Here is a 22,397-nt window from a genome sequence, read left to right on the forward strand (position 1 = left end):
AGGAAAGCGAGCCGTCGACTCCGTACAGTCTCCGGCCCGTTTTCCTGGTGCCAGTGAACAGAACCCTGGCCGTGTGCAGCCTTTCCGACTGCTCACAGGGCATTGGCGTTGTAGGGGGGCCACAAAGGTGTCACCTGAGAGCCACCTCACATTCGTGGCTGGCACATGCCATCCCCGGAGTGACACGGAGCCTCAGACGGGGACCCGCGGACAGGACCGCCACGCCTTCGCCGGCCCGGATCACCGCCCGCACCGGACGGTCCCAGACGATCTCCAGCGGCTCACCCGTTCGGGGCGGCTCGCTCACCCGGAGGGTGGCCGTACGGCCCCGGTGCACGACGAGCACGCTCGCGCCCGCCGAGACGGCCAGATCCCCCACCGTACCGGCCCGCCAGAAGTTCGCCGCCATCAGTCCCCGCCGGGGCACGGCCACCGCCTGGCTCCCGGTGTCGTTGGCGAGGACGGACAGCCAGGAGTGGAGCGCGGCTCGGGCCGCGGTCTGTGCGCAAGAGGCGCCGGGCAGCAGGACGTAGGCGTAGCCGGCGTCGGCCGGGTCGGTGCCGTGGTCGAGCCACAGGGTCTGCCAGCGCCGGGTGCGCCGCTCGGCCGTCCCCCCGCTGTTGATGTCGGACCAGGCGCCGGTGCGGTCCTCGCGCAGGGTGTGCAGTTCGCCTCCGCACGGCAGGATCCAGCCACCGTGCTCGGCCAGGTGCGCCCAGTTCGGGCCGCGCACGAAGGCCAGGGTGCCGCTCTCGCCCAGAGCACGGTTGTCCACGACCGTCTCGACCGGTACGCCGTCGGCGCAGGTGATCCCGGCGCCGAGGCAGATCACGGCGTCGTCGAGGAAGAACCAGGACTTGCGGGCCCGCAGGGTGGAGCCGAGGCCCTTCAGGTGCTGTCCGACGGCCGCGTACCGGCCGTCGGTGACCCCGCCCACCCAGCGCACGTCCGGCTTGGGTGCGCCCCACTCGCCGCCGGCGCGGTCGGCGAGCCGCTTGGTGGAGACGGTGGTGCCGGGCAGCCGGTACCAGTCGACGGTCGGCCAGAACCAGTCCGTGTACTGGTCGGACCGGCCACTACGCCCTTTCGGCCACCAGTAGAGCATTCCGGAACCCATGTGCCAGCCGCGCGGGTTCTCGCCGTTGCCGCACTCGTAGTGGGCGATGCGGTCGCTGGCCATGGAGAGGGCGGCGGTGAAACGGGGCCCGCGGTGGACGGCGCGGTCCATGGCCGGGAAGAGCCGGTGGCCGAGGGGTTCCGGGGCGGGCGGTACGGGCGAGTCGGCGATGGCCCGGAGTCGTGCGAGCTCGGCCACACCGAACTGACCTGCCGTCAGTATCGGTGTCACGGTGTCCCGTTGGATCCACCCCTTCACGAGTCCGTGCCACCGCTCCCGCCGCTCCTCCCCCGCCCCGCCCGCGAGCAGCGTGATCGCGGCGATGAGCGCCTGCCCGTGGAAGTGGTCGCTGCGCATGAGGTGCGGGTCGTCGCCGCGCAGGCAACCCCGGCTGATGGCCCGGCCGTTGACGCAGTCCGCCACCAGGCCGTCATGGATCAGGGGCGCGTAGGCGTGCTCGACGGCGTCGAGGATGTGCCCCCGGGCAGGGTCGGTGACCTCCCACGGCGATCCGGCGAGCAGGGCGAACAGCCGCCCGAGGCCGTCGAGCAGGACCTGGCCGTACGTCCCCGAGTAGGCGACCCAGGTGTGCTGGACGAAGGAGCCGTCGGCGTAGAGCCCGTCACCCCCGGTGACGTACGGGAAGACCGGCGAGAGCGCGTCCCGGGCGAGCGAGACACGGCCGGCGTCCCGGCCGAGGACGCCGCGCAGCGCGACGGAGCGGCACAGGTCGACGCGGTTGGCGCCGGTGGAGGTGCCGGAGTAGTCGGTGAGCAGGGCGTCCGGGATGAAGTGGTCCACGGCCGCGCACGCGGCGGCGACACGGTCCGCACCGAGCCGCTCGTACAGGGCGGCGGTGATGTCCAGGAGCAGGCGCGGGCTGCCGATCTGCCACTCCCACCAGTTGCCGTAGCGGCTGGTCGAGGGGTTGTAGACGGTGGCGGAGAGATGGTCGAGGCCGCGCAGTACGGCGGCGAGGAGGGCGGGGTCACCGGTGGCGCCGGTGGCGGGCTGGACGCAGGCCTGGGTCATGGTCCACAGGCGGTCGTAGCTGAAGGTGATGCCGGACGGCGGGTCGAAGGGGTGCCCGGGCCAGAGGGAGCCGGCGGCCGGGGTCATGGTGGCCGTGAAGTCGCGTGCGCGGGTGCCGAGTTGGGCGAGCCGGGAGGCGTACGGCTCGGCGGCGGGGTCGTAGCCCGTGCCGAGGGCGATGCCGAGCCAGCGGCGGCGCAGGGTGTCGTAGGGGTCGGCGTCGGCCCGGGCCGGGACGGAGGCCAGGGCCGGGGCGAGGGCGGCGGCCAGCAGCAACGCTCGCCGGGACATCCGCAGAGGACCGGTCACCACTCTCTTCGCTCCCTCCGGTACGGCAGCCGCCGCAGTTGTAGCAGAGGGCGCGGTCGCGGCAAAGGGCATACGGCGTCACTCCGTGCGGCGGCGAGGACACGCTGTGGATTCTGTTGAAAACTGAACCGAATCGGTCTACCGTCGACACCACGGATTCGTTTAACGTTCAACAGACACTTTCCTGGAGCACACCATGGGCATCTTCGGCCGCAAGGACAGCACCCCCGAGACCACCGCGGCGCCGGCCGGCGCCGATCTGACCGCGCTGACCGGTGACTACACGATCGACCCGGCGCACACCACGATCGGTTTCACCGCCCGGCACGCGATGGTCACCAACGTCAAGGGCGGCTTCCACGACTTCACCGGCACGCTGCACCTGGACGGAGCCGACCCGAGCCGGTCCACCGCCACGCTGGACGTCAAGATGGAGAGCATCGACACGGGCAACGGCGACCGGGACGGTCACCTGAAGTCGTCCGACTTCTTCAAGACCGACGAGTTTCCGGCCATGACCTTCCGCTCCACCAAGGCGGAAGCCCTGGGCGGCGACGCGTACCGCATCACCGGCGACCTCTCCCTGCTCGGCGTGACCAAGCCGATCAGCATCGACCTGGAGTTCAACGGCGCCGCGACGGACCCGTTCGGCAACGAGCGCGTGGGTTTCGAGGGCAGGGCCGAGATCCTGCGCTCCGAGTGGGGGCTGACCTGGAACGCGGCGCTGGAGACCGGCGGCGTCCTGGTCTCCGACAAGATCAAGCTGAACTTCGACATCTCGGCCATCAAGAACGCCTGACCGTCCGGGGGTTCAGCCGGCTCCGAGCCGTCCGCCCTCCGCCTGCGCCCGACCTCCACTCCCCCGGAACGGGAGGGCGGGCGCAGGCGCGTCGACCGGCAGGAGGCACCACGCCGCCGTGATGGACAGGGCCGCGCCCAGGGCTATCGCGGCCAGCCGGGTCGGGAGGAGGCCGGTCGCGTTCTGGCCGAAGTAGCCGAGGAGCAGGGACAGGGCCGTGGTGATGCCGGCCGCCCAGTAGGCGTAGTTGAGCGGGCGCAGCCACAGGGCGACGGTGAGGATCGCGAACATCACCGCCACCGACGCGGCCCCGGTGATGCCCGCGGCCGCCACACCGGTGGCCAGCAGCGTGCCCACGGTCGCACCGAGGAAGCGTTCGACTCCCTTGCGCGACACGTCCGTTCGCCCCCGGTTGCCACTGGCCACGACGTACGCCGTGAGGACCGCCCAGGGCCAGTGGTCGCCGAAGAGGAGCCGGCCGCAGAGGAACGCCGCGGCCACGGCGGCCGCCATCTGCAGGGCCATGCGGGTGCTGGGCCGCGGGCGGGACAGGGAGACCCTGCGCGGCGCGGGCCGCACGGGATCCGGACGCCCGGGGCCGTACCGGTCGCCGAGGCCCTGGACCAGCCAGACGCCGGCACAGGCCAGGACGCCGATCGCCGCCGCCCAGAACCAGCTCATCAGCCCCCGCTCGGCCGCGGGCGGCAGCGCCGGGCCGGGGACGACCAGCAGGGCCACGAACGGCAGGGTCATCAGCGTGCCCGCCCGGGTCGCCGTCGGGCCGAAGCGGCGGATCCAGATGCCCAGGGAGATGCCGAGCGTGAAGACGGCGGCGCCCGCCGCGTAGTGGTGCATGATCAGGCGGCCCAGGAACTGGGCACCGGCGGCCGCCACGGGCAGCAGCACGAGCGCCGCGAGTCTGCGCCGGGTGGACGCGGTGCGCTGGCTGGAGGACAGGGTGAGGGCCAGGGCCACCGCGAGGACGGGCACATCGGTGTGCAGTCCGGCCGCACCCTCCAGCCACAGGGCGGCTCCCCAGCACAACAGCACCGCCGCCATCGTCAGCAGAGATTCATACGCATTGCGTATCAGTTTCGAGCGCACTCGGTAAGTATAGAGCCGGAAACTGCCAGAACTCCATGAAGTATCGTAAGCGAATGCGTACGATCTCTTTTATGGATCACCTCGACGAAGCCGCCGCCCTCCGGCGCGCCGTCGTCCGGCTCAACCGGCGGCTGCGGCAGGAACACGGGGACGGCGGGCTCAGTTCCAACCAGCTCGCCGTGCTCGGCCATCTGCATCGACACGGGTCGGCGACGCCCGGTGAGATCGCCGCGGAGGAGCGGCAGCGGCCGCAGTCGCTCACCCGGGTCTACGCCGAGCTGGAGGCCGAGGGGCTGATCGCGCGGGAGCGGGGGACGGACGACCGGCGGCAGTCCGTGCTCTCCCTCACCGAGGCCGGGCGGCAGGCACTGGAGCGGGAGATGGCCGAGCGGGACGCCTGGCTCGCCGGGGCGCTCCGGTCGCTCGGCCAGACGGAGCGCGGGGTGCTGGCGCTGGCGGCCGGGCTGCTGGAGCGGCTGGGGGCACTGGAGACGGCGGACGAGGGCGAGCGCCCCTGACGGACACCGCCGACGAACGCGACTACTGACGGAACAGCGGGTCCGGCGGTCAGAAGCCTCCGCCGAAGTCGCCGCCGCCGTCGCCTCCTCCCCCGTCGAACCCTCCGCCGTCCCCGAACCCGCCCCCGAAGTCGCCGGGGTCGAAGTCCGTGCCGGACACGTCGCCGCCCTGGTAGTCGGCCCCGAAGTCGCCGTAACCGGCGCCGTAGTCGGCCGCGTACGACGGGGTCGCCATCATGCTGCCGAGGAGGGTGCCGACGAGCAGGCCGGGCAGAATGCCGCCGCCGAAGTAGCCGCCGGCCCAGGGGCCGTAGGCGGGGCCCGCGTCCCAGTAGGGGCGGCGGCCCTGGTCCGTGTCGACCTCGCGGATCACCGGATCGCGGCCGTCGGCCAGCCGGGTGGCGTCGGCCGCGCAGACGGGGACCTGGCGCGGGGCGCCGCCGGGCGGGGTCCAGGTGGCGTCGCTCACCGAGGGGCCGTGCCGCGGGTCGAAGAAGCAGGGCGGGCGGCGTTCGGGCAGCGGGCGGCCCTCGCGGCGGGCGGCCAGCCGGGCCAGCGAGAAGCGGCCGTCCTCCAGCGCCTCGGTGACCGTGCGGACGTCCTCCGGCCGGGCCGCGGCGGCCATGCGCTGCTTGGCGGTCTCGTAGGCGTCGAGGGCGTGCTCGTAGTCGGCGCGCATCGCGTCGTCGGCGCCGGGCTCCCCCGGCTGGAAGTCGAGGCGGTCCAGTTCCTCGCCGAAGGCGGTGATGTCCTCGTCCACGACCACCCGCAGCCGGTCCAGGGCGGCCCGCCGCTCCTCCTCGTGGCGCCGGCGGTTGCGCTTGACCAGCGCGTACGCGCCCGCGCCGGCGGCCACCAGCAGCGCGCCGAGCGCGATCAGGGCAGCGGTGGGCGTCCCGCCGCCGGAACCGCCGGCGCCGCCCCAGCTCTTCGGGGCGTGGCCGCCCATGTGCGCCAGCGCGCGGTCGGTGAAGTCGGTGAGCTGGGTCTTGGCCGGCTCGCCCCGGACGCTCGTGACCAGGTTCTGCCGGGCCGTCGCCGACATGACGGAGGAGTCGGCGCGGGCGTCGAAGCGGTCGCCGAGGCGGATGCCGTACAGGCCGGTGACGCCGGTCGCCGCACGCAGGCCGGAGAAGAGGTTCGCGGTCGGGTAGCCGGCCGGGAGGACCGCGATGAACAGGGGTTTGTTCGCGTCCTTGATGCGTTTGGCGAGGGCGTCGGCATCCGCCGTCGACAGCTGGGCCGAGGCGGCCGGGTCCACGTAGACCGGGCTCTTGCGGAGGGCCTGGGCGAGGGCGGAGATGCTCGTGTCCGCGCTCGCCCCGGGCGTGAACGGGGTCGCCAGGACCAGGGCGAGGACGGCCAGCAGCAGGGCTGGGAGGCTTCGGATCCGCAGGGCCTTCATATCCCCGAAACTACCCGAAGCCTCCCATAATTCGACATACGGGCTGGGGCTACGCGGCCCGGTACGCCTCCGTCAGCTTCTCCACCGCCTTTCCGTACCGGCCGGTCAGCAGCAGATGGCCGGCGTCGGCGAAGGGCTTCGCCACCGCCTGGGTCATCCGCTCGCCGGCCTGCTGCTGGACGAGCAGCCGCGCCTCGGCCACCAGCGCACGCCCTGCCCGGTCGTCGCCCCTCCGCTCGGCCACCGTCGCCGCCGCGCCCAGCGCCCGCAGGGTGGCCGTGCCGCCGCGCGGCACGTCTGTGAGCGTGGTCAGGCCCCAGCCATAGGGGAACTGCGGATCGTACGACGGGTCGCCCACGTTGATCGGGAGCTGGGACTCGGACTTCGGCCAGGTGACGGGGAGCTGTCCGGTGAAGGGGCGCGCGCCGTAGAGGACGTCGGCGACGCCCTCGCCCTCGGTGCCGGGCAGCCAGGACGCCACCAGTGCGTCGATCTTGCCGAGCCGGTCGCCGACGAGCTGCGGGCGGCCGGAGACGATCAGCACCGCGCACTTCATGGCCGCGCACACCTTGTCCACGGCCGCCTGGTCGGCGGCGGACAGCCGCAGGCTGTGGCCGTTGCCGACGTCGCCGACGCCCTCGGCGTACGGGGTCTCGCCGACGACGACCACCCCGACGTCGTAGCCGCCGGTCGGGGCGGAGGCGTCCTTGGAGTAGGTGACGTTCCCGCCGGCCTCGCGCATGCCCTGGAGGATGGTCGTGCCCCGGGTGTGGGTGCCGGAGGCGCCCTGCCAGGTGAGGGTCCAGCCACCGGTCTGGTTGCCGAGGTCGTCGGCGTTGGACCCGGCGACGTACACCTTCTGGCTCTTCTTCAGCGGGAGCAGTCCGCCGGAGTTCTTCAGCAGCACCTGCGACTCGGCGGCGGCCTGGCGGGCGACCGCCCGGTGGGCCGGAGAGCCGATGGCGGCGGCACCGCTGGTGTCGGCGTAGGGATGCTCGAAGAGGCCCAGCCTGAACTTCTGGGTGAGGATGCGGGATACGGCGTCGTCGATCCGCTTCTCGCTGATCCGGCCCGCCTTCACCTCGCCGACGAGCGTGGCGCCGAAGTCCTTGTAGCCGTAGGGCACCATCATCATGTCGACGCCCGCGTTCACCGCCGTGCGGACGTGGGCCGGGTAGTCGCCGGGGAGCTGGTCGATGGCGTTCCAGTCACTGATGACGAAGCCGCCGAAGCCCATGCGGCCCTTCAGCACCCCGTTGATCATGTCGCCGCGCGCGTGCATCTTCACCGCGCCCTTGCCGTCGCCGGCGATGTCGAGGGAGGAGTACGACGGCATGACCGAGCCGATGCCCCGCCGGACGGCGGTCTTGTACGGCGCCAGGTGGATGTCCTCCAGCTGCTGCCGGGTGACCGTGGTGACGCCCTGGTCGATGGTGTAGGTGCCGGTGGTGGAGGAGCCGTAGGCGGTGCCGCCGTCGCCGGCGAAGTGCTTGGCGGTGGCCAGCACCTTGTCGTTCCGGCTCAGGTCCCGGCCGTCGGCCCGGCCCTGGAGGCCCTGGATCATGGTCTCCATGGACTGCACGAGGGCGGGGTCCTCGCCGAAGGACTCGTACGAGCGGCCCCAGCGTTCGTCGCGGCTCACGCACAGACAGGGCGCGAAGTCCCACGGGATTCCGGTGGCGCGGACCTCGGCGGCCGTCACCGACCCTGTCGCGTAGGCGAGTCGGGGGTCACGGCTCGCGCCGATGCCGATGTTGTGCGGCATGATCGTGGCGCCGCTCAGGTTGTTGTGGCCGTGGACCGCGTCGACGCCGTAGATCAGCGGGATCTGGAGGCGGTTCGCCCGGGTGCGGAGCTGGAAGCCGTCGATCATCCGGGCCCAGGCCCCGGGGGTGTTGGGCGTGGGTGTGGAGCCGCCGCCGGACAGCAGGGAGCCGAGCGCGTACGTCGCGATGTCGCCGCCGCCTCCGACGGCGCCCCGCTCGGCCTGGGTCATCTGCCCGGCCTTCTCCTGAAGCGACATGCGGGACAGCAGATCCGCGACGCGCTTCCGTACCGGCAACTCGGCGTTCAGATACGGCAGTCCGTGGGCGTCGATGACGATCTGCGGGGTCTCGGCGGGAGCCTTGGCTCCGGTGACCGCGAGCTTGAGCGGGATGGTCTTCGCGGCCGCGGCGGCCTTGCTCTCGCGGGTCGGCACCTCGATCGTCCGCGTCGCGCCCGAGGCGGTGCCGGCCGGGAAGGTGAGGGTGCCTTCGGCCGGGGTGTAGTCCCGGCCGGCGGTCGCGGTGCCGCCCTCGGTCGCGTACGTGACCGTCACCGGGTCGTCGACGGGCCGGTCGCCGGTCGTGGCCAGGGTGACCTTCACCCGGACGGTGCCGCCCGCCCTGACCGGACGGACGGGCGCGTCGGTGGTGACGGCGGCACGCAGCGACTGGTCGGCCCTGCCGTACAACTCGACGTCGTCCATGGCGAAGTCGCCCTTGGTGCCGGCCGGGAGGGTGACCGCGTATCCCCACATCCGCGTGAGGCCCAGGACATGGTCGATGCCGCCGACCGGCTGGTAGTCGGTGCGGTAGGCGAAGTCGGTGAAGGGGATCTCGATCCGCTTCCAGCCGGTGAAGTCGTCCGTGAAGGAGGTCGTCCACAGCTCGGAGGCCTCGCCGTTCGCGCCGCCGTCCTTGATCTCGAAGGCGATCTTCCGGCCGTTGTTCCGGCCCTCCCACCAGAAGCGGATGCCCCGGTGGGCGGACCAGTCGTGGGCGGGCCCGCCGGCGGCGAAGTCGTGGGTGAAGCCACCGTAGCCGCTGATGTCGTAGCTGCCGGTGAGGACCTTGGCGCCCTCGGGAGCGTCGGCGCGGTCGGCGAGGTGCAGGGCGGGCGGATCGTCGGCGTCGCCGCCCCAGGTGAAGATGCCGTCGGCGGGCTGGGCGGCGAAGGGGACCTCGCCCTCGAAGCGGTCCACGGGGACCGGGGCTGGGTCGTCGGCGGCGTCGGCGGCACGGGCGGCGCCGGAGACGGCGGACAGGGGCAACAGGGCGGCGAGCAAGGCCCCGGAGACGAGCAGGGCGGTTCTTGGCATGGACCTTCCCTCGGCTCTCATGGTTCACTCATGGCTTAGATCACGCCGTGAGTTAACTGACGGATTCCCAACCCGTCAAGACGGCACGTCAGTTGTGCCGGTCTCTGTCATTCCCCGCTCTGTCGACCCGAGAGGAAGGGCGACGCACCATGAGGAGAATCCCCCGCACGGCCCGGCTGCTGCTGGCCGGGCTGCTCTCCGCCGCCGGCTTCACCGCCGCCGTACCCCCCGCCGCGCACGCGGCCGGTGAGCCGGTCACCCCCTGGCTGACCACGACCGACGACGCCGGCGGCCGGCATGTCGTACGCGGTCTGCAGGCGCAGGCGCCGGTCGCCTTCCAGTCCGGCACGGGCGGCGACGGCACGAACATCACCGTGGACGAGAACACCCGGTACCAGGCCTTCACCGGCGGCGGCGCGTCGTTCACGGACACCGCGGCCTGGCTGATGAACAGCAGCGGCGCGCTGTCCCCGGCCACGCGGGACGCGACCATGCGCAAGCTGTTCTCGCCGGCGGACGGCATCGGGCTGTCGTTCCTGCGCAATCCGATGGGCGCGTCGGACCTCGCACGGTACGGCTACACGTACGACGACGTGGCGTCCGGGCAGACGGACCCGTCCCTGTCCCGGTTCTCGATCGCGCACGACCTGGCGGACGTGGTGCCACTCACCAGGCAGGCGCTTCAGCTGAATCCCTCGCTGACGGTGATGGCCTCGCCGTGGACGGCGCCGGCCTGGATGAAGGACAGCGGCTCGCTCGACGGCGGCTGGCTGAAGGCCGAGGACTACGGGGCGTACGCCGGCTACTTCGTGAAGTACCTCCAGGCCTACAAGGACCAGGGGGTCGACGTCTCGTACGTGACCCCGCAGAACGAGCCGACCTGCTGCTCCGGCTACCCGTCCATGAGCTGGAACGCCAGCGGGATCGACTACTTCCTCAAGAACGACCTGCTGCCGCGGCTGCAGTCGGCGGGCCTGTCGACGAAGGTCCTGGCCCACGACTGGAACTGGGACACCTACGACTCCTACGCGGCCCAGGCCGTCGACGACGCGGCGATCCGCAACCACCCCAACTTCGGCGGGATCGCCTGGCACGGGTACGGCGGTGACGTCGGCAAGCAGTCGGCCGTGCACGACCGGTACCCCTCGCTGGACGCGTTCGGCACCGAGCACTCCGGCGGCACCTGGATCGCCGACCAGCAGCGCGAGGACATGTCCAACATCATCGACTACACCCGCAACTGGGCGAAGTCGGTGACCAAGTGGTCGCTGGCCGTGGACCAGGACATGGGCCCGCACAACGGGGGGTGCGGCACCTGCACCGGGCTGATCACCGTGCACAACGGGGACGGTGCGAGCGGGACGGTGGACTACACGGTCGAGTACTACGACATGGGGCACCTGACGAAGTTCGTACGGCCGGGCGCCCAGCGGATCGCCTCGACGGCGTCGGCCGCCGTGCCGAACGTGGCCTGGCGGAACCCGGACGGCAGCAAGGCGCTGATCGCCTACAACGGCTCCTCCTCCGCCCAGACCATCACCATCGACTGGGGCGCGCAGCACGCCACTTACGCGCTGCCCGGGAAGACCTCGGCGACCTTCACCTGGTCCGGTACGCAGTCGGACGGCGGCGGTCGCAGCGGGGCCTTTGCCGGGCACTTGCGGTAACAGTCCCGCACCAGCGGGCTCCGCCCTGTGCCCACCCACGCGACTATGTGGACAGCCGGCCGGATGTGTGTCGCCGTGCTGCGGTTCGGTGCCCGGCGGCACATGGTATGGGTATGACCACACCGCAGGATCTGTTCCTCGTCAGCCTCGATGTGCCCGGTGAGCACCCCGTCGAGCAGGGTGATCTCTCGCTGGCGCTCGCGGGGGCCGAGCTGATCGACCTTCTCGGGGCGCGGGCGCTCACCTTGGACGGCGAGCGCATCGTGCCCGGTCCCGTGCTGACCACGGGCGACCGGATGCTGGACCAGGCCGGGGCGGCGCTCGTGCGGGGGGAGCCGTACGAGACGGTCGAGGACTGGCTGTGGCGCCGGGGGGAGGGGCTGGCCGTGGCCTACTACGACGCCCTGGACGCCGCGGGGCAGCTCTCCGGGAAGCGGCCCCGCTGGCCGCACCGGGCCGGCAAGGCCACGGCGGCCGACACCCCGGCCCGGCGCCATGCCGCCGACCGCTGGTGGTCCCGTGAGCCGGTGCTCGCCGGGCTCGCCGCCGCCCTGGGCATCCAGGGCGAGCGGCCGCCCGAGGAGGAGCCCGGCGACGAGGCGGTCGTCACCGTCCTGGTGGCGGTCGGCGACGCGGTGACCGAGCTGGGGGCCGTGCGCGAGCGGCGCCGCATCGAGAACGTGGCCTTCGACAACATCTGGCGGGCACCCTGAGCCCGGGACAGCACGTGGACAGCACGTCTAGGGCCTGAAGAAGGGCTCCGGGGACCTGTGGACCGGCTGGCCCACCCCCAGCAGGTTGCCCTCGCTGTCCCGGAACCAGGCGCCTCGCTCCCCGCGCGCGCCCTTGCTCAGGTAGTTGCCCTCGATCTCGGCGATGCCGTCCACGGTGCGCATGCCGGGCACGTCGACCTCCTCGAAGACCACGCCCCGGCGCCGCAGCTCCGCCACGACGGCGTCGAGGTCGTCCACCTCGAAGGCCATCTGGGTGAAGGTGCCCGGTGAGACGCCGGTCGAGCGGAACACCACGAAGTCGATCCCGCCGCACCGGTACAGCAGCCCGCCGGGGCGTTCGTCCACGGGTTCCAGGCCGAGCTTTTCGGCGTAGAAGCGCCGGGCCCGCTCCAGGTCCCCGGCGGGCAGCCGGGTCGCCACGCGGGCCCGGGACAGGAGGTCGTGCGCGTCGTCGCTCATCCCTCCACTGTGGCTACTCGGCCGGCTCCACGCCCGCCCGCAGCAGTCCGTACGTGTACGCGTCCTCCAGGGCCTGCCAGGAGGCGGCGATGACGTTCTCCGCCACGCCGACGGTGGACCACTCGCCCGTGCCGTCGGAGGTGGAGATCAGGACCCGGGTGGTGGAGGACGTGCCGTGCTTGCCCTCCAGGATGCGGACCTTGTAGTCGACCAGCTCCAGCTTGGCGAGCTGCGGGTAGATCTTTTCGAGCGCCACCCGCAGGGCGCGGTCGAGGGCGTTGACCGGGCCGTTGCCCTCCGCCGTGGCGACGATCCGCTCGCTCTTGGCCCACAGCTTCACCGTGGCCTCGTTGGCGTGGGTGCCGTCGGGGCGGTCCTCGACGATGGCCCGCCAGGACTCCACGTCGAAGTACTTCAGGGGCCTGCCTTCGACCTCGGTCCGCAGCAGCAGCTCGAAGCTCGCGTCCGCCGCCTCGTACGTGTAGCCCTTCAGCTCGCGTTCCTTGACCCGCTCGACCACCCGGCCGACCAGTGCGCGGTCGCCGCCCAGGTCGATGCCCAGCTCCTTGCCCTTCAGCTCGATCGAGGCCCGGCCCGCCATGTCGGAGACCAGCATGCGCATGGTGTTGCCGACCAGCTCGGGATCGATGTGCTGGTACAGGTCCGGGTCGACCTTGATCGCGGAGGCGTGCAGGCCGGCCTTGTGGGCGAAGGCGGACACCCCCACGTACGGCTGGTGGGTGGAGGGAGTCAGGTTGACCACCTCGGCGATCGCGTGCGAGATCCGCGTCGTCTCGCGGAGCCTGCCGTCGGGCAGCACCTTCTTGCCGTACTTCAGTTCCAGGGCCGCGACGACCGGGAAGAGGTTGGCGTTGCCGACGCGCTCGCCGTAGCCGTTCGCCGTGCACTGCACGTGGGTCGCGCCCGCGTCCACCGCGGCCAGGGTGTTCGCGACGGCGCAGCCGGTGTCGTCCTGGGCGTGGATGCCGAGCCGGGCGCCGGTGTCGGCCAGGACCGTGGCGACGACCGCGTGGATCTGGGCGGGGAGCATGCCGCCGTTGGTGTCGCAGAGCACCACCACGTCCGCGCCGGCCTCCGACGCCGTACGGACGACCGCCTTCGCGTACTCCGCGTTGGCGCGGTAGCCGTCGAAGAAGTGCTCGCAGTCGACGAACACGCGACGGCCCTGCTCCCGCAGGTAGGAGACGGTGTCCCGGACCATCTCCAGGTTCTCGTCCAGCGTGGTGCGCAGCGCCAGCTCCACATGCCGGTCGTGCGACTTGGCGACCAGCGTGATCACCGGGGCGCCCGAGTCGAGCAGGGCCTTGACCTGGGGGTCCTCGGCGGCCTTGGCGCCGGCGCGGCGGGTCGCGCCGAAGGCGACCAGCTGGGCGTGCCGGAAGTCGATCTCGGCCTGCGCGCGGGCGAAGAACTCGGTGTCCCGGGGGTTCGCGCCGGGCCAGCCGCCCTCGATGAAACCGACGCCGAAGTCGTCCAGGTGCCGGGCGATGGCGAGCTTGTCCGCGACGGTGAGGTTGATGCCCTCGCGCTGCGCGCCGTCGCGCAGCGTGGTGTCGAAGACGTGGAACGAGTCGTCGAGCTCGCTGGTTGCCGTCTCGGTCATGGTCTCAAGGCTCCTGAATGTGGATCTTCGGTCTTACCGGAATGACCGGCTCCACCGTCCCCCCAATGGTCCCTCGCGCTGCGCTCCCCGGCTGATGGTGGGCCGGAAAACGAAAAAACCCCTCGCGGGTGCGAGAGGTCTGCGCGCGGGTCGAGGACGACGATGGCCACCCGTACCTGGTCGTACGTGTGGTCACTGCGGACCGGCGCGCCTGCTGCCGATAATCATGGCGAACGAGAGCACGGGGGCAGTCTGGCACAGCCCGGCCCCCGGCTCACCGGCCGTCTCAGGATGCGGGCGTCAGGCTGGACTCCCCGGACCCCGCCCCGGCTTCCTGACCGGCCCTCACCCGGGCCAGGTCCAGGTCCTTCGTCTCCCGCATGCTGACGTACACCACCAGGGACACCGCGGCGCAGCCCGCCACGTACCAGTAGTAGCCGGACTCGATCCCGGCCTTCTTGAACCACAGGGCGATGTACTCCGCGGTGCCGCCGAACAGGGCGTTGCCGAGGGCGTACGGCAGGGCCACGCCGAGCGCGCGCACGCCGGTCGGGAACAGCTCGGCCTTCACACAGGCGTTGATGGAGGTGTAGCCGGTGACGACGACCAGCGCGAGCAGGGCGAGCCCGAGCGCCGGCCAGAAGCCGCCCGCGTGCTGGAGCAGGGTCATGATCGGCACGGTGAGGAAGGTGGAGCCGACCGCGAAGGTGATGAGCAGCGGACGGCGGCCGATCCGGTCCGACAGCGCGCCGGCGAGCGGCTGCAGACAGGCGAAGACGATCAGCGCGGTGAAGGAGACGAGCGTCGCGGTCTGCTTGGACAGGCCGGCCGAGTTGGACAGGTACTTCGTCAGATAGGTGGTGTACGTGTAGTACGCCACCGTGCCGCCCATGGTGAGGGCGATGACCAGGAACGCCTCCCGCCTGTGCTGCCACAGCGCGCGCAGGGTGCCGCGCTCCTCGGCGTGCGAGGTGTCCTCCTCGTACACCTCCGTCTCCAGCATGGCGCGGCGCAGATAGAAGATGATCGCCGCGCCGAGCGCGCCCACGATGAACGGGATGCGCCAGCCGTAGCTGTGCAGCGCGCTGTCGGACATGGTGCGCTGGAGGACGATCTGCAGTCCGAGCCCGACGATCTGGCCTGCGGTCATGGAGACGTACTGGAAGCTGGAGGCGAATCCGCGCCGCTTCGGGTCCGAGGCCTCGGTGAGATAGGTGGCGCTGGCCGCGTACTCGCCGCCCACCGACAGGCCCTGCAGCAGCCGGGCGACGAGCAGCACGAGCGCGCCGCCGTAGCCGGCGACCGCGTAGGTCGGGGCGGCGGCGATGAGGATCGCCGAGGCCGACATCAGCGAGACGGTCAGTGTCAGCGCCGCCTTGCGGCCCTTGCGGTCACCGACCCGGCCCAGCAGCCAGCCGCCCACCGGGCGCATGAAGAAGCCGACGGCGAAGATGCCGGCGGTGTTCATCAGCTGGGCGGTGGGGTTCCCGCTCGGGAAGAACGCCCCGGCGAAGTAGGTGGCGAAGCTCGCGTACACGAACCAGTCGAACCACTCGACCATGTTCCCCGCGGACCCGACCCAGATCTTCTTCCACTGTTGTCGTCCCATGCCGCGTAACCTGCCCGGCGCCGGAGGAAAGGATTCCTTTGCCCGGTCCGGGTCTCAGGTGCCGGCGAGGAGTCCGTCCGCGATGAACTCCCGCACATGCGCGAGTACTTGGCCACGATCCGTACCGCGCAGCCCAATGGCGACATGGATGGAGAAACCGTCCAGCAGCGCACGCGTCCGCGCCGCGAAGCGATCGGCGTCCACCCTGCGGAACTCCCCCCGCGAAATCCCCTCGGCGATCAGCGCGACCAGGTCGCGATGCCAGGCCCCCTCGATCGCGGCCTGGCGGGCTCGCGCCTCGTCGTCCGCGTTCTGCGAGCGGTTCCACACCTCCAGCCACAGCGTCCAGTGCGGATCGCGGTGACCGTCGGGCACGTACAGGTCGACGTACGCGGACAGGCGCTCCCGGGCCGTCCCGGGACGGGCGAGCAGCCGGCCGCGCTCCATGCCCAGCCGGCCCTCGCTCCACTCCAGGGTCTGCAGCAGCAGCTCGTCCTTGGAGTGGAAGTAGTAGAGGAGATGGCCGCTGCTCATCCCCACCTCACGGCCGAGCGCCGCCATGGTGAGCTTCTCCAGACCGCGCTCGGCGATCATGTCCATGGCGGCGGCGAGTACCTCCTCGCGCGGCGGCGCGTTCTTCCGCGCCCGTGCCGCACCGGCCATCTGTGACTCTCCTACATGTTCATGCCTTCGGCTGCTGCTGGGTGATGCAGTGGATGCCGCCCCCACCCGCAAAGATCGTACGCGCGTCCACCAGGGTCACCGTCCGCTCGGGGAACAGCCGGCGGAAGATGCCGGCGGCGATCTCGTCGCGCGGGTCGTCGAAGCCGCACAGCACCACGCCGCCGTTGCAGAGGTAGTGGTTGATGTAGGAGTAGTCGGCCCAGTGGCCGTCGGCCTCCAGGACGGTCGGCGCGGGCACCTCGACGACCTCCAGCCTGCGGCCGCGCGCGTCGGTCGCCGACTTCAGCAGGCCGATGACCTCCCGGGTGACCTCGAAGTCGGGGTGCGCGGGGTCCGGCTGGTGGTGGGCGACGACCACGCCGGGGCGGGCGAACGCGGCGACGATGTCGACGTGGCCGAGGGTGCCGAAGCCGTGCGGAGGGTAGTCGCCGGTGAGGCCGCGCGGCAGCCAGATCGCCTTCCGGGTGCCGAGGTGGGCGTGGATCTCGGCCTCGACCTCCGCGCGCGACCAGTGCGGGTTGCGCTCCGGGCCCAGCTGGACCGTCTCCGTCAGCAGCACGGTGCCCTCGCTGTCGACGTGGATCGCGCCGCCCTCGTTGACCAGCTGCGAGGCGTACGTCTTCGCGCCCGCGAGGTCGGAGACATACGCGGCGATCTTCGAGTCGTGCTCCCAGCGAGCCCAGTCCTGGGCGCCCCAGCCGTTGAACGTCCAGTCCACGGCGGCCAGTTCGCCCTGGCCGTTGGTAAGGAAGGTGGGGCCGATGTCGCGCATCCAGGCGTCGTCCAGCTCGCGCTCCACGGTGGCGACGGCGGGGCCGAGGAGGGCCTGCGCCTCGGCCGACTGGCCGGGGCCACACACCACCGTCACCGGTTCGAAGCGCGTGATCGCGCGGGCGACCGACGCCCAGGCGGCACGGGAGGCGGCGAGGTCCTCGGGGTCCTCGAAGGTGGGGTTGGGGCCCGGCCACGCCATCCAGGTGCGCTCGTGCGGGGTCCACTCGGCGGGCATACGGAAGCCGTCGGCGGCGGGGGTGGTCATGTGAATTCCCGGATCCTTAGAGGAAGTAGAGGCGGTTGAGGGAGACGGAGTCGGCGGGCGCGGAGCGCAGCGGGTCGCCGTCGAGGGTGACCAGACCGGTGCGCTGGTCGACGTCGACCGCGCCGACACGGGCGTTCAGCCGCAGATCGGCGGGGCCGATGCCCCGGGTGCCGCGCACGGCGACCCTCCTGCGCCGGGTGGGCATCTGGTCGCCCCCCTGGTCGAGGGCGGCCTGGGCGACGAACGCCACGGAGATGTCGGCGGCCGTGGCGCCGTACGAGCCGAACTGCGGTCCCAGGACGAGGGGTTCGCAGGTGTCGGTGGCCGCGTTCGGGTCACCGACGACGCCGTACGCCGGGAAGCCGGACTTGAGGACGAGCTGCGGCTTGGCGCCGAAGTACTCCGGGCGCCACAGCACGATGTCGGCGAGCTTGCCGGCCTCGATCGAGCCGACCTCGTGGGCGAGGCCGTGCGCGATGGCCGGGTTGATGGTCAGCTTGGCCATGTAGCGCAGGACGCGGGCGTTGTCGTCGCCCTCGCCGTCGCCCTCCAGGGGCCCGGCCTCGGCCTTCATCTTGCCGGCCATGGCGAACGTACGGCGGACGGTCTCACCGGCGCGGCCCATGCCCTGGGCGTCGGAGGAGGTGATGCCGATCGCGCCCAGGTCGTGCAGCACGTCCTCGGCGCCCATGGTGCCGGCGCGGATGCGGTCGCGGGCCATGGCGGCGTCGCCGGGCAGGTCGGGCTTGAGGTCGTGGACGGAGACGATCATGCCGTAGTGCTCGGCGACCGCGTCCCGGCCGAAGGGCAGGGTGGGGTTGGTGGAGGAGCCGATGACGTTCGGGACGCCGGCCATCTTCAGCACGTTGGGCACGTGCCCGCCGCCGCAGCCCTCGATGTGGAAGGCGTGGATCGTCCGGCCTTCGAGGACGCGCAGGGTGTCCTCGACCGACAGGCACTCGTTCAACCCGTCGCTGTGCAGGGCCACTTGGACGTCGTGCTCCTCGGCGACCCGCAGGGCCGTGTCCAGGGCCCGGGTATGGGCGCCCATGTCCTCGTGCACCTTGAAGCCGCTCGCCCCGCCCTCGGCCAGCGCCTCGACGAGCGGGGCGTCGGACGAGGACGAACCCCGGCCCAGGAAGCCGATGTTGACCGGCCAGGCGTCGAAGGCGTTGAAGGCGTGCCTGAGCGCCCAGGGCGAGTTGACGCCGACGCCCCACACCGGGCCGAACTCCTGCCCGATGATCGTGGTGACACCGGAGGCGAGGGAGGCCTCCATGATGCGCGGCGACAGCAGATGGACGTGGGTGTCGACGGCCCCGGCGGTGGCGATCAGCCCCTCACCGGAGACGATCGAGGTGCCGGTGCCGACGACGACGTCCACGCCGTCGAGGGTGTCGGGGTTCCCGGCGCGCCCGATGGCGCGGATCCGCCCCTCCCGGATGCCGATGGAGACCTTCCGGATGCCCTGCACGGCGTCGATCACGACCACGTTGCTGATGACCACGTCACAGGTCTCGCGGACGGCGGCGGCCTTCAGGTGCAGTCCGTCCCGGGCGGTCTTCCCGAAGCCGGCCAGGAACTCGTCGCCGCAGCGCTGGGAGTCGGACTCCACGCGGACGGTGAGCCCGGAGTCGCCGAGGCGGATGCGGTCGCCGGCGCGGGGGCCGTGGGTGGCGGCGTAGGCATGCGGGTCGACCTGGATCGCCCGGCTCACCTCGCGTCCCTTCGAGCGGCTCATCGCTCCTCGCCTCCTTCCGGCGTCGTTCCCAGGTATCCGCATGCGGCGGCCCGGCGCAGGGCCTCTTCCTTCGCTCCGGGCGCGTCCAGCGGCCCGTCGACCAGTCCGGCGAAGCCGATCGCGATGCGCTCGCCGCCGATCGGCACGAGGCCGACCTCCTCGCTCTCGCCCGGCCCGAAGCGGACCGAGGATCCGGCGGGTACGGCGAGCCGCATGCCGTAGGCGCGGGCGCGGTCGAAGTCGAGGCGCGGGTTGGCCTCGAAGAAGTGGAAGTGGGAGGTGACGGAGACCGGCACGGTCGCGGTGTTGGTGACCGTGAGCCGGAGCGCCGGCGCGGGGTCGGTGTGCTGGGGTCCGGGCAGCAGCGCGCCCGGTGCCCGCTCGCCGAGGCCGCCGCCGATGGGGTCGGAGACCACGGCGAGCCGGGAGCCGTCGTCGAAGACGGCCTCGACCATCACCTCGGTGACGACGTCGGCGACGCCCGGCAGCACGTCCTCGGGGCCGAGCACGGACCGGGCCGCCTCGATGGCCTCGGCGAGCCGTCTGCCGTCCCGGGCGCCCTCGCACACGGTGTCCGCGATCAGCGCGGTCGCCTCCGGCACGTTCAGCCTGAGGCCGCGCGCCCGGCGGGCCCGGGCCAGCTCGGCAGCTCCGAAGAGCAGCAGCCGGTCACGTTCCGTGGGGGTCAGTCTCATGTCGCGGCACCTCCTTGCCATCCCCAGGTTAGAGCATCACTCTAAACACGGAATTCATGAAACAGAAGCATTGACTGCAGGCAACGCTTCACGGACATTGAACGTCGCTCTAACCCTCTGGCGGTAGTCGAAGGAGACCCACCCATGCCGATCGAACAGCGCGGAGTCGACACCATCCCGGACGAGGAGCGGACCAGTGGTCCGCGCGACCTCGTCTCGATCCTGCTCGGCTCCAACCTCTGCCTCGGGGTGATCATCTTCGGCTGGCTGCCGCCGTCCTTCGGGCTCGGCTGGTGGGCGTCGGTGAGCGCGATCGTCGCGGGCACGGTGATCGGCACCCTGTTCACGGCGCCGCTCGCGCTGGTCTCGCTGCGCACCGCGACCAACCTGTCCACGTCCTCCGGGGCCCAGTTCGGCGTCCGGGGCCGGCTGGTCGGCTCGGTCGTCGGCCTGCTCCTCGCCCTCGGCTACACGGCGCTGACCGTGTGGATCGGCGGGGACGTGATGATCGGCGTGCTCGGCCGGATGACTGGGCTGCCCGCGGACGGGGTGTCGTACGCCGTGGTCTACGCGGTGCTCGCGGCGGCGACCGTCGCGGGCGCGGTCTACGGCTACCGGGTGCTGCTCGCCATGTCCCGCGTCCTCGCGATCGGCATGACGGCCCTGCTGGTCCTCGGCATCCTCGCCTACGCCCCGCACTTCACGACCTCGGCGCTGTCCGGCACGGGCGGCTATCTGCTGGGCTCCTTCTGGCCGACCTGGTTCCTGGCGGCCGTGGCGGCGGGCCTGTCCGGCCCCATCGCCTTCATCACGCTCCTGGGCGACTACACCCGCTACATCTCCCCCTCACGCCACGCCGACCGCCGAGTGCTGCACGCCACCTGGCTGGGCCTGATCCTCGGACTGCTGGTCCCGCAGCTCTTCGGCACCTTCACGGCGTACGCGGCCCGCGCGGCCACCGACTACGCGGGCCCGCTGGTCAGCGCGTCCCCCACCTGGTACCTGATCCCGCTGCTGCTGTCCGCGTCCGCGGGCTCGGTCGGCAACGCCGGTCTGATGCTGTACTCCATGGGACTGGACCTGGACGCGATCCTGCCCAAGGCCTCCCGGGCGCGGGCCACTTACACGGTCGCCGTCGTCGCCACGGCTTGTGTCTTCGTCGGCCACTACGCCTGGAACGCGCAGTCCGCGATGACGTCCTTCGTCCTGCTGCTCACAGCGATCGGCACCCCGTGGGCCGTCATCACCCTCATCGGCTTCGCCCGCTGCCGCGGGGTGTACGACGCCGACGCCCTGCAGGTCTTCAACCGCCGCTCACGGGGCGGGATCTACTGGTACCGCGCGGGCTGGAACGTCCGGGCCACCGTCTCCTGGGCCCTGGGCGCCGGCGTCGGCCTGCTGGCCGTGTCCCTGCCGACGTACCAGGGCCCGCTGCTGCCGCTGACGGGCGGGGTGGACTGCAGCTTCCTGCTGTCGGGGGCGGTCGGCGGGGCGGTGTACGTGCTGCTGACGCTCGCCGAGCGCACCGAAGGGGCGCGGGGAACCGCGCGATCGGCCACGACCGACCCGCAGACGCCCGACGCCCCTTCGCGGCACCTCGAACCGCGCGCTTAACCGATCTTGTGCATCCAGCCGTGCCGGTCCTCGGCGGTCCCCCGCTGGAGGTCCAACAGGGCCTGGCGCAGGCGGACGGTGACCTCGCCGGGGGCGCCGTCGCCGTGGGTCCACTCGTCGGTCCGGGTCTTGACGTGACCGATCGGGGTGACCACGGCGGCCGTGCCGCAGGCGAAGACCTCGGTGAGGGCGCCGGAGGCCGCGTCCGCGCGCCACTGCTCCAGGGTGATCACACCTTCCTCGGCGGTGTAGCCGAGGTCACGGGCGACCTGGAGCAGCGAGTCGCGGGTGATGCCCTCCAGGATCGAGCCGGTCAGCTCCGGGGTGACGATCCGGTCGCCGTAGACGAAGGCGACGTTCATGCTGCCGCTCTCCTCGACCTTGGTGCGGGTGACCGCGTCGAGGTAGACGACCTGGTCGCAGCCGTGCGCGGCGGCCTCGGCCTGCGGCAGCAGGGACGCGGCGTAGTTGCCGCCGGTCTTGGCGTCGCCGGTGCCGCCGGGGACGGCGCGGACGTGGTCCTCGGAGACCCAGATGGTGACCGGCTTGACGCCCCCGGCGAAGTACGCGCCGGAGGGCGAGGCGATGAGCATGAACAGGTACTCGTTCGCCGGGTGGACACCGAGCGCTGCCTCGGTGGCGAACATGAACGGGCGCAGGTACAGAGACTCCTCGCCGCCGTGCGGCGGGACCCAGGCGGCGTCCTGGGTGAGCAGCGCGTCCAGCGCGGCGATGAACAGTTCCTCGGGCAGCTCGGCCATCGCCATGCGGTGGGCGGAGCCCCGGAAGCGACGGGCGTTCGCCTCGGGGCGGAACAGCGCGATCGAGCCGTCGGGCTGGCGGTAGGCCTTCAGCCCCTCGAAGATCTCCTGGCCGTAGTGCAGGACATGGGTGGAGGGGTCCAGGGAGATCGGGCCGTACGGGACGAGCTGGCCGTCGTGCCAGCCGCGGCCCTCGGTCCACTTGATCGTCACCATGTGGTCGGTGAAGTGGCGGCCGAACCCCGGGTTGGCCAGGATCGCCTCGCGCTCGGCGGCGGCGAGGGGGCTGGCGGAGGGCTTGAGCTCGATCATGGGCGTCGTCATGAGTGATGTGTCCTTCACCGGTCGTTGTGACGGGCCGCGCTCACGCCCCGTCACTGCGACTCACCAGTGTTAGGACGTCC

At 71.9% G+C, this 22,397-nt stretch carries 16 protein-coding genes and 1 pseudogene; 5 read left to right on the plus strand and 12 right to left on the minus strand.

All coding sequences use genetic code 11. From position 1 onward, the window contains the following. Window positions 1-130: 130 nt before the first annotated feature. Window positions 131-2,440, minus strand: coding sequence for a polysaccharide lyase 8 family protein (locus AB5L52_RS13440; RefSeq protein ID WP_369368866.1), 2,310 nt, complete (start codon window positions 2,438-2,440; stop codon window positions 131-133). Window positions 2,441-2,654: 214 nt separating this feature from the next. Here AB5L52_RS13440 and AB5L52_RS13445 point away from each other — a divergent pair, with 214 nt between their 5' ends. Further along, a complete protein-coding gene (locus tag AB5L52_RS13445) occupies window positions 2,655-3,257 on the plus strand; it encodes a YceI family protein (protein WP_351024317.1) in 603 nt (200 codons plus the stop codon). A gap of 12 nt (window positions 3,258-3,269) precedes the next feature. Here the strand turns inward: AB5L52_RS13445 and AB5L52_RS13450 are convergent, their stop codons facing one another. Next, window positions 3,270-4,361, minus strand: coding sequence for an FUSC family protein (locus tag AB5L52_RS13450; protein ID WP_369364167.1), 1,092 nt, complete (start codon window positions 4,359-4,361; stop codon window positions 3,270-3,272). Between the two features lie 71 nt (window positions 4,362-4,432). Here AB5L52_RS13450 and AB5L52_RS13455 point away from each other — a divergent pair, with 71 nt between their 5' ends. Next, window positions 4,433-4,879: a MarR family winged helix-turn-helix transcriptional regulator gene (locus tag AB5L52_RS13455; protein ID WP_369364169.1), complete on the plus strand. Its 447-nt coding sequence runs from the start codon at window positions 4,433-4,435 to the stop codon at window positions 4,877-4,879. Window positions 4,880-4,928: 49 nt separating this feature from the next. Here AB5L52_RS13455 and AB5L52_RS13460 read toward each other — a convergent pair whose 3' ends face one another. Both AB5L52_RS13460 and AB5L52_RS13465 read right to left on the minus strand, forming a co-directional pair. After that, the gene (locus tag AB5L52_RS13460; RefSeq protein ID WP_369364171.1) at window positions 4,929-6,284 is read right to left on the minus strand and encodes a hypothetical protein; all 1,356 of its coding nucleotides are present in this window, start codon (window positions 6,282-6,284) and stop codon (window positions 4,929-4,931) included. A gap of 49 nt (window positions 6,285-6,333) precedes the next feature. Next, a complete protein-coding gene (locus AB5L52_RS13465; RefSeq protein ID WP_369364173.1) occupies window positions 6,334-9,366 on the minus strand; it encodes a glycoside hydrolase family 3 N-terminal domain-containing protein in 3,033 nt (1,010 codons plus the stop codon). A 149-nt stretch (window positions 9,367-9,515) separates the two neighbouring features. Between AB5L52_RS13465 and AB5L52_RS13470 the strand changes: the two are divergent. Further along, window positions 9,516-11,015: pseudogene (locus AB5L52_RS13470) on the plus strand (glycoside hydrolase family 30 beta sandwich domain-containing protein); the annotation flags it as partial. A 131-nt stretch (window positions 11,016-11,146) separates the two neighbouring features. Then, window positions 11,147-11,746: a GPP34 family phosphoprotein gene (locus tag AB5L52_RS13475; RefSeq protein ID WP_369364175.1), complete on the plus strand. Its 600-nt coding sequence runs from the start codon at window positions 11,147-11,149 to the stop codon at window positions 11,744-11,746. Between the two features lie 27 nt (window positions 11,747-11,773). Here AB5L52_RS13475 and AB5L52_RS13480 read toward each other — a convergent pair whose 3' ends face one another. From AB5L52_RS13480 to ureA, 7 genes are all read right to left on the minus strand, one after another. Then, the gene (locus tag AB5L52_RS13480; protein ID WP_351564947.1) at window positions 11,774-12,226 is read right to left on the minus strand and encodes a VOC family protein; all 453 of its coding nucleotides are present in this window, start codon (window positions 12,224-12,226) and stop codon (window positions 11,774-11,776) included. 13 nt (window positions 12,227-12,239) lie between these two features. Beyond that, on the minus strand, window positions 12,240-13,850 hold the full coding sequence (gene cimA / locus AB5L52_RS13485; protein ID WP_351024298.1) for a citramalate synthase: 1,611 nt from the start codon (window positions 13,848-13,850) through the stop codon (window positions 12,240-12,242). 286 nt (window positions 13,851-14,136) lie between these two features. Beyond that, window positions 14,137-15,459 (minus strand): MFS transporter, encoded by a 1,323-nt coding sequence (locus AB5L52_RS13490; RefSeq protein ID WP_369364177.1) that lies wholly within the window; start codon window positions 15,457-15,459, stop codon window positions 14,137-14,139. A 54-nt stretch (window positions 15,460-15,513) separates the two neighbouring features. Next, window positions 15,514-16,122 carry a TetR/AcrR family transcriptional regulator gene (locus AB5L52_RS13495; RefSeq protein WP_351024292.1) on the minus strand — a complete coding sequence of 203 codons (609 nt, stop codon included), beginning with the start codon at window positions 16,120-16,122 and terminating at the stop codon, window positions 15,514-15,516. A gap of 19 nt (window positions 16,123-16,141) precedes the next feature. Next, complete coding sequence (locus tag AB5L52_RS13500) at window positions 16,142-17,182, minus strand: agmatine/peptidylarginine deiminase (RefSeq protein WP_369364179.1); 1,041 nt, start codon at window positions 17,180-17,182, stop codon at window positions 16,142-16,144. Window positions 17,183-17,198: 16 nt separating this feature from the next. After that, window positions 17,199-18,923, minus strand: coding sequence for an urease subunit alpha (locus AB5L52_RS13505; RefSeq protein WP_369364180.1), 1,725 nt, complete (start codon window positions 18,921-18,923; stop codon window positions 17,199-17,201). Then, the gene (gene ureA, locus AB5L52_RS13510) at window positions 18,920-19,618 is read right to left on the minus strand and encodes an urease subunit gamma (protein ID WP_369364182.1); all 699 of its coding nucleotides are present in this window, start codon (window positions 19,616-19,618) and stop codon (window positions 18,920-18,922) included. Before ureA ends, AB5L52_RS13505 begins: the two co-directional genes overlap by 4 nt. Window positions 19,619-19,762: 144 nt before the next feature. Between ureA and AB5L52_RS13515 the strand changes: the two genes are divergently transcribed. Further along, complete coding sequence (locus tag AB5L52_RS13515; RefSeq protein WP_351024281.1) at window positions 19,763-21,232, plus strand: cytosine permease; 1,470 nt, start codon at window positions 19,763-19,765, stop codon at window positions 21,230-21,232. Here AB5L52_RS13515 and AB5L52_RS13520 read toward each other — a convergent pair. Beyond that, entirely contained in the window at window positions 21,229-22,317 is a 1,089-nt protein-coding gene (locus AB5L52_RS13520) for a branched-chain amino acid aminotransferase (RefSeq protein WP_351024279.1), read from the minus strand. The two genes, AB5L52_RS13515 and AB5L52_RS13520, sit on opposite strands and share 4 nt — an antisense overlap. Between the last annotated feature and the right edge of the window lie 80 nt (window positions 22,318-22,397).

Source organism: Streptomyces sp. CG4 (assembly GCF_041080655.1).
Lineage (GTDB): Bacteria > Actinomycetota > Actinomycetes > Streptomycetales > Streptomycetaceae > Streptomyces.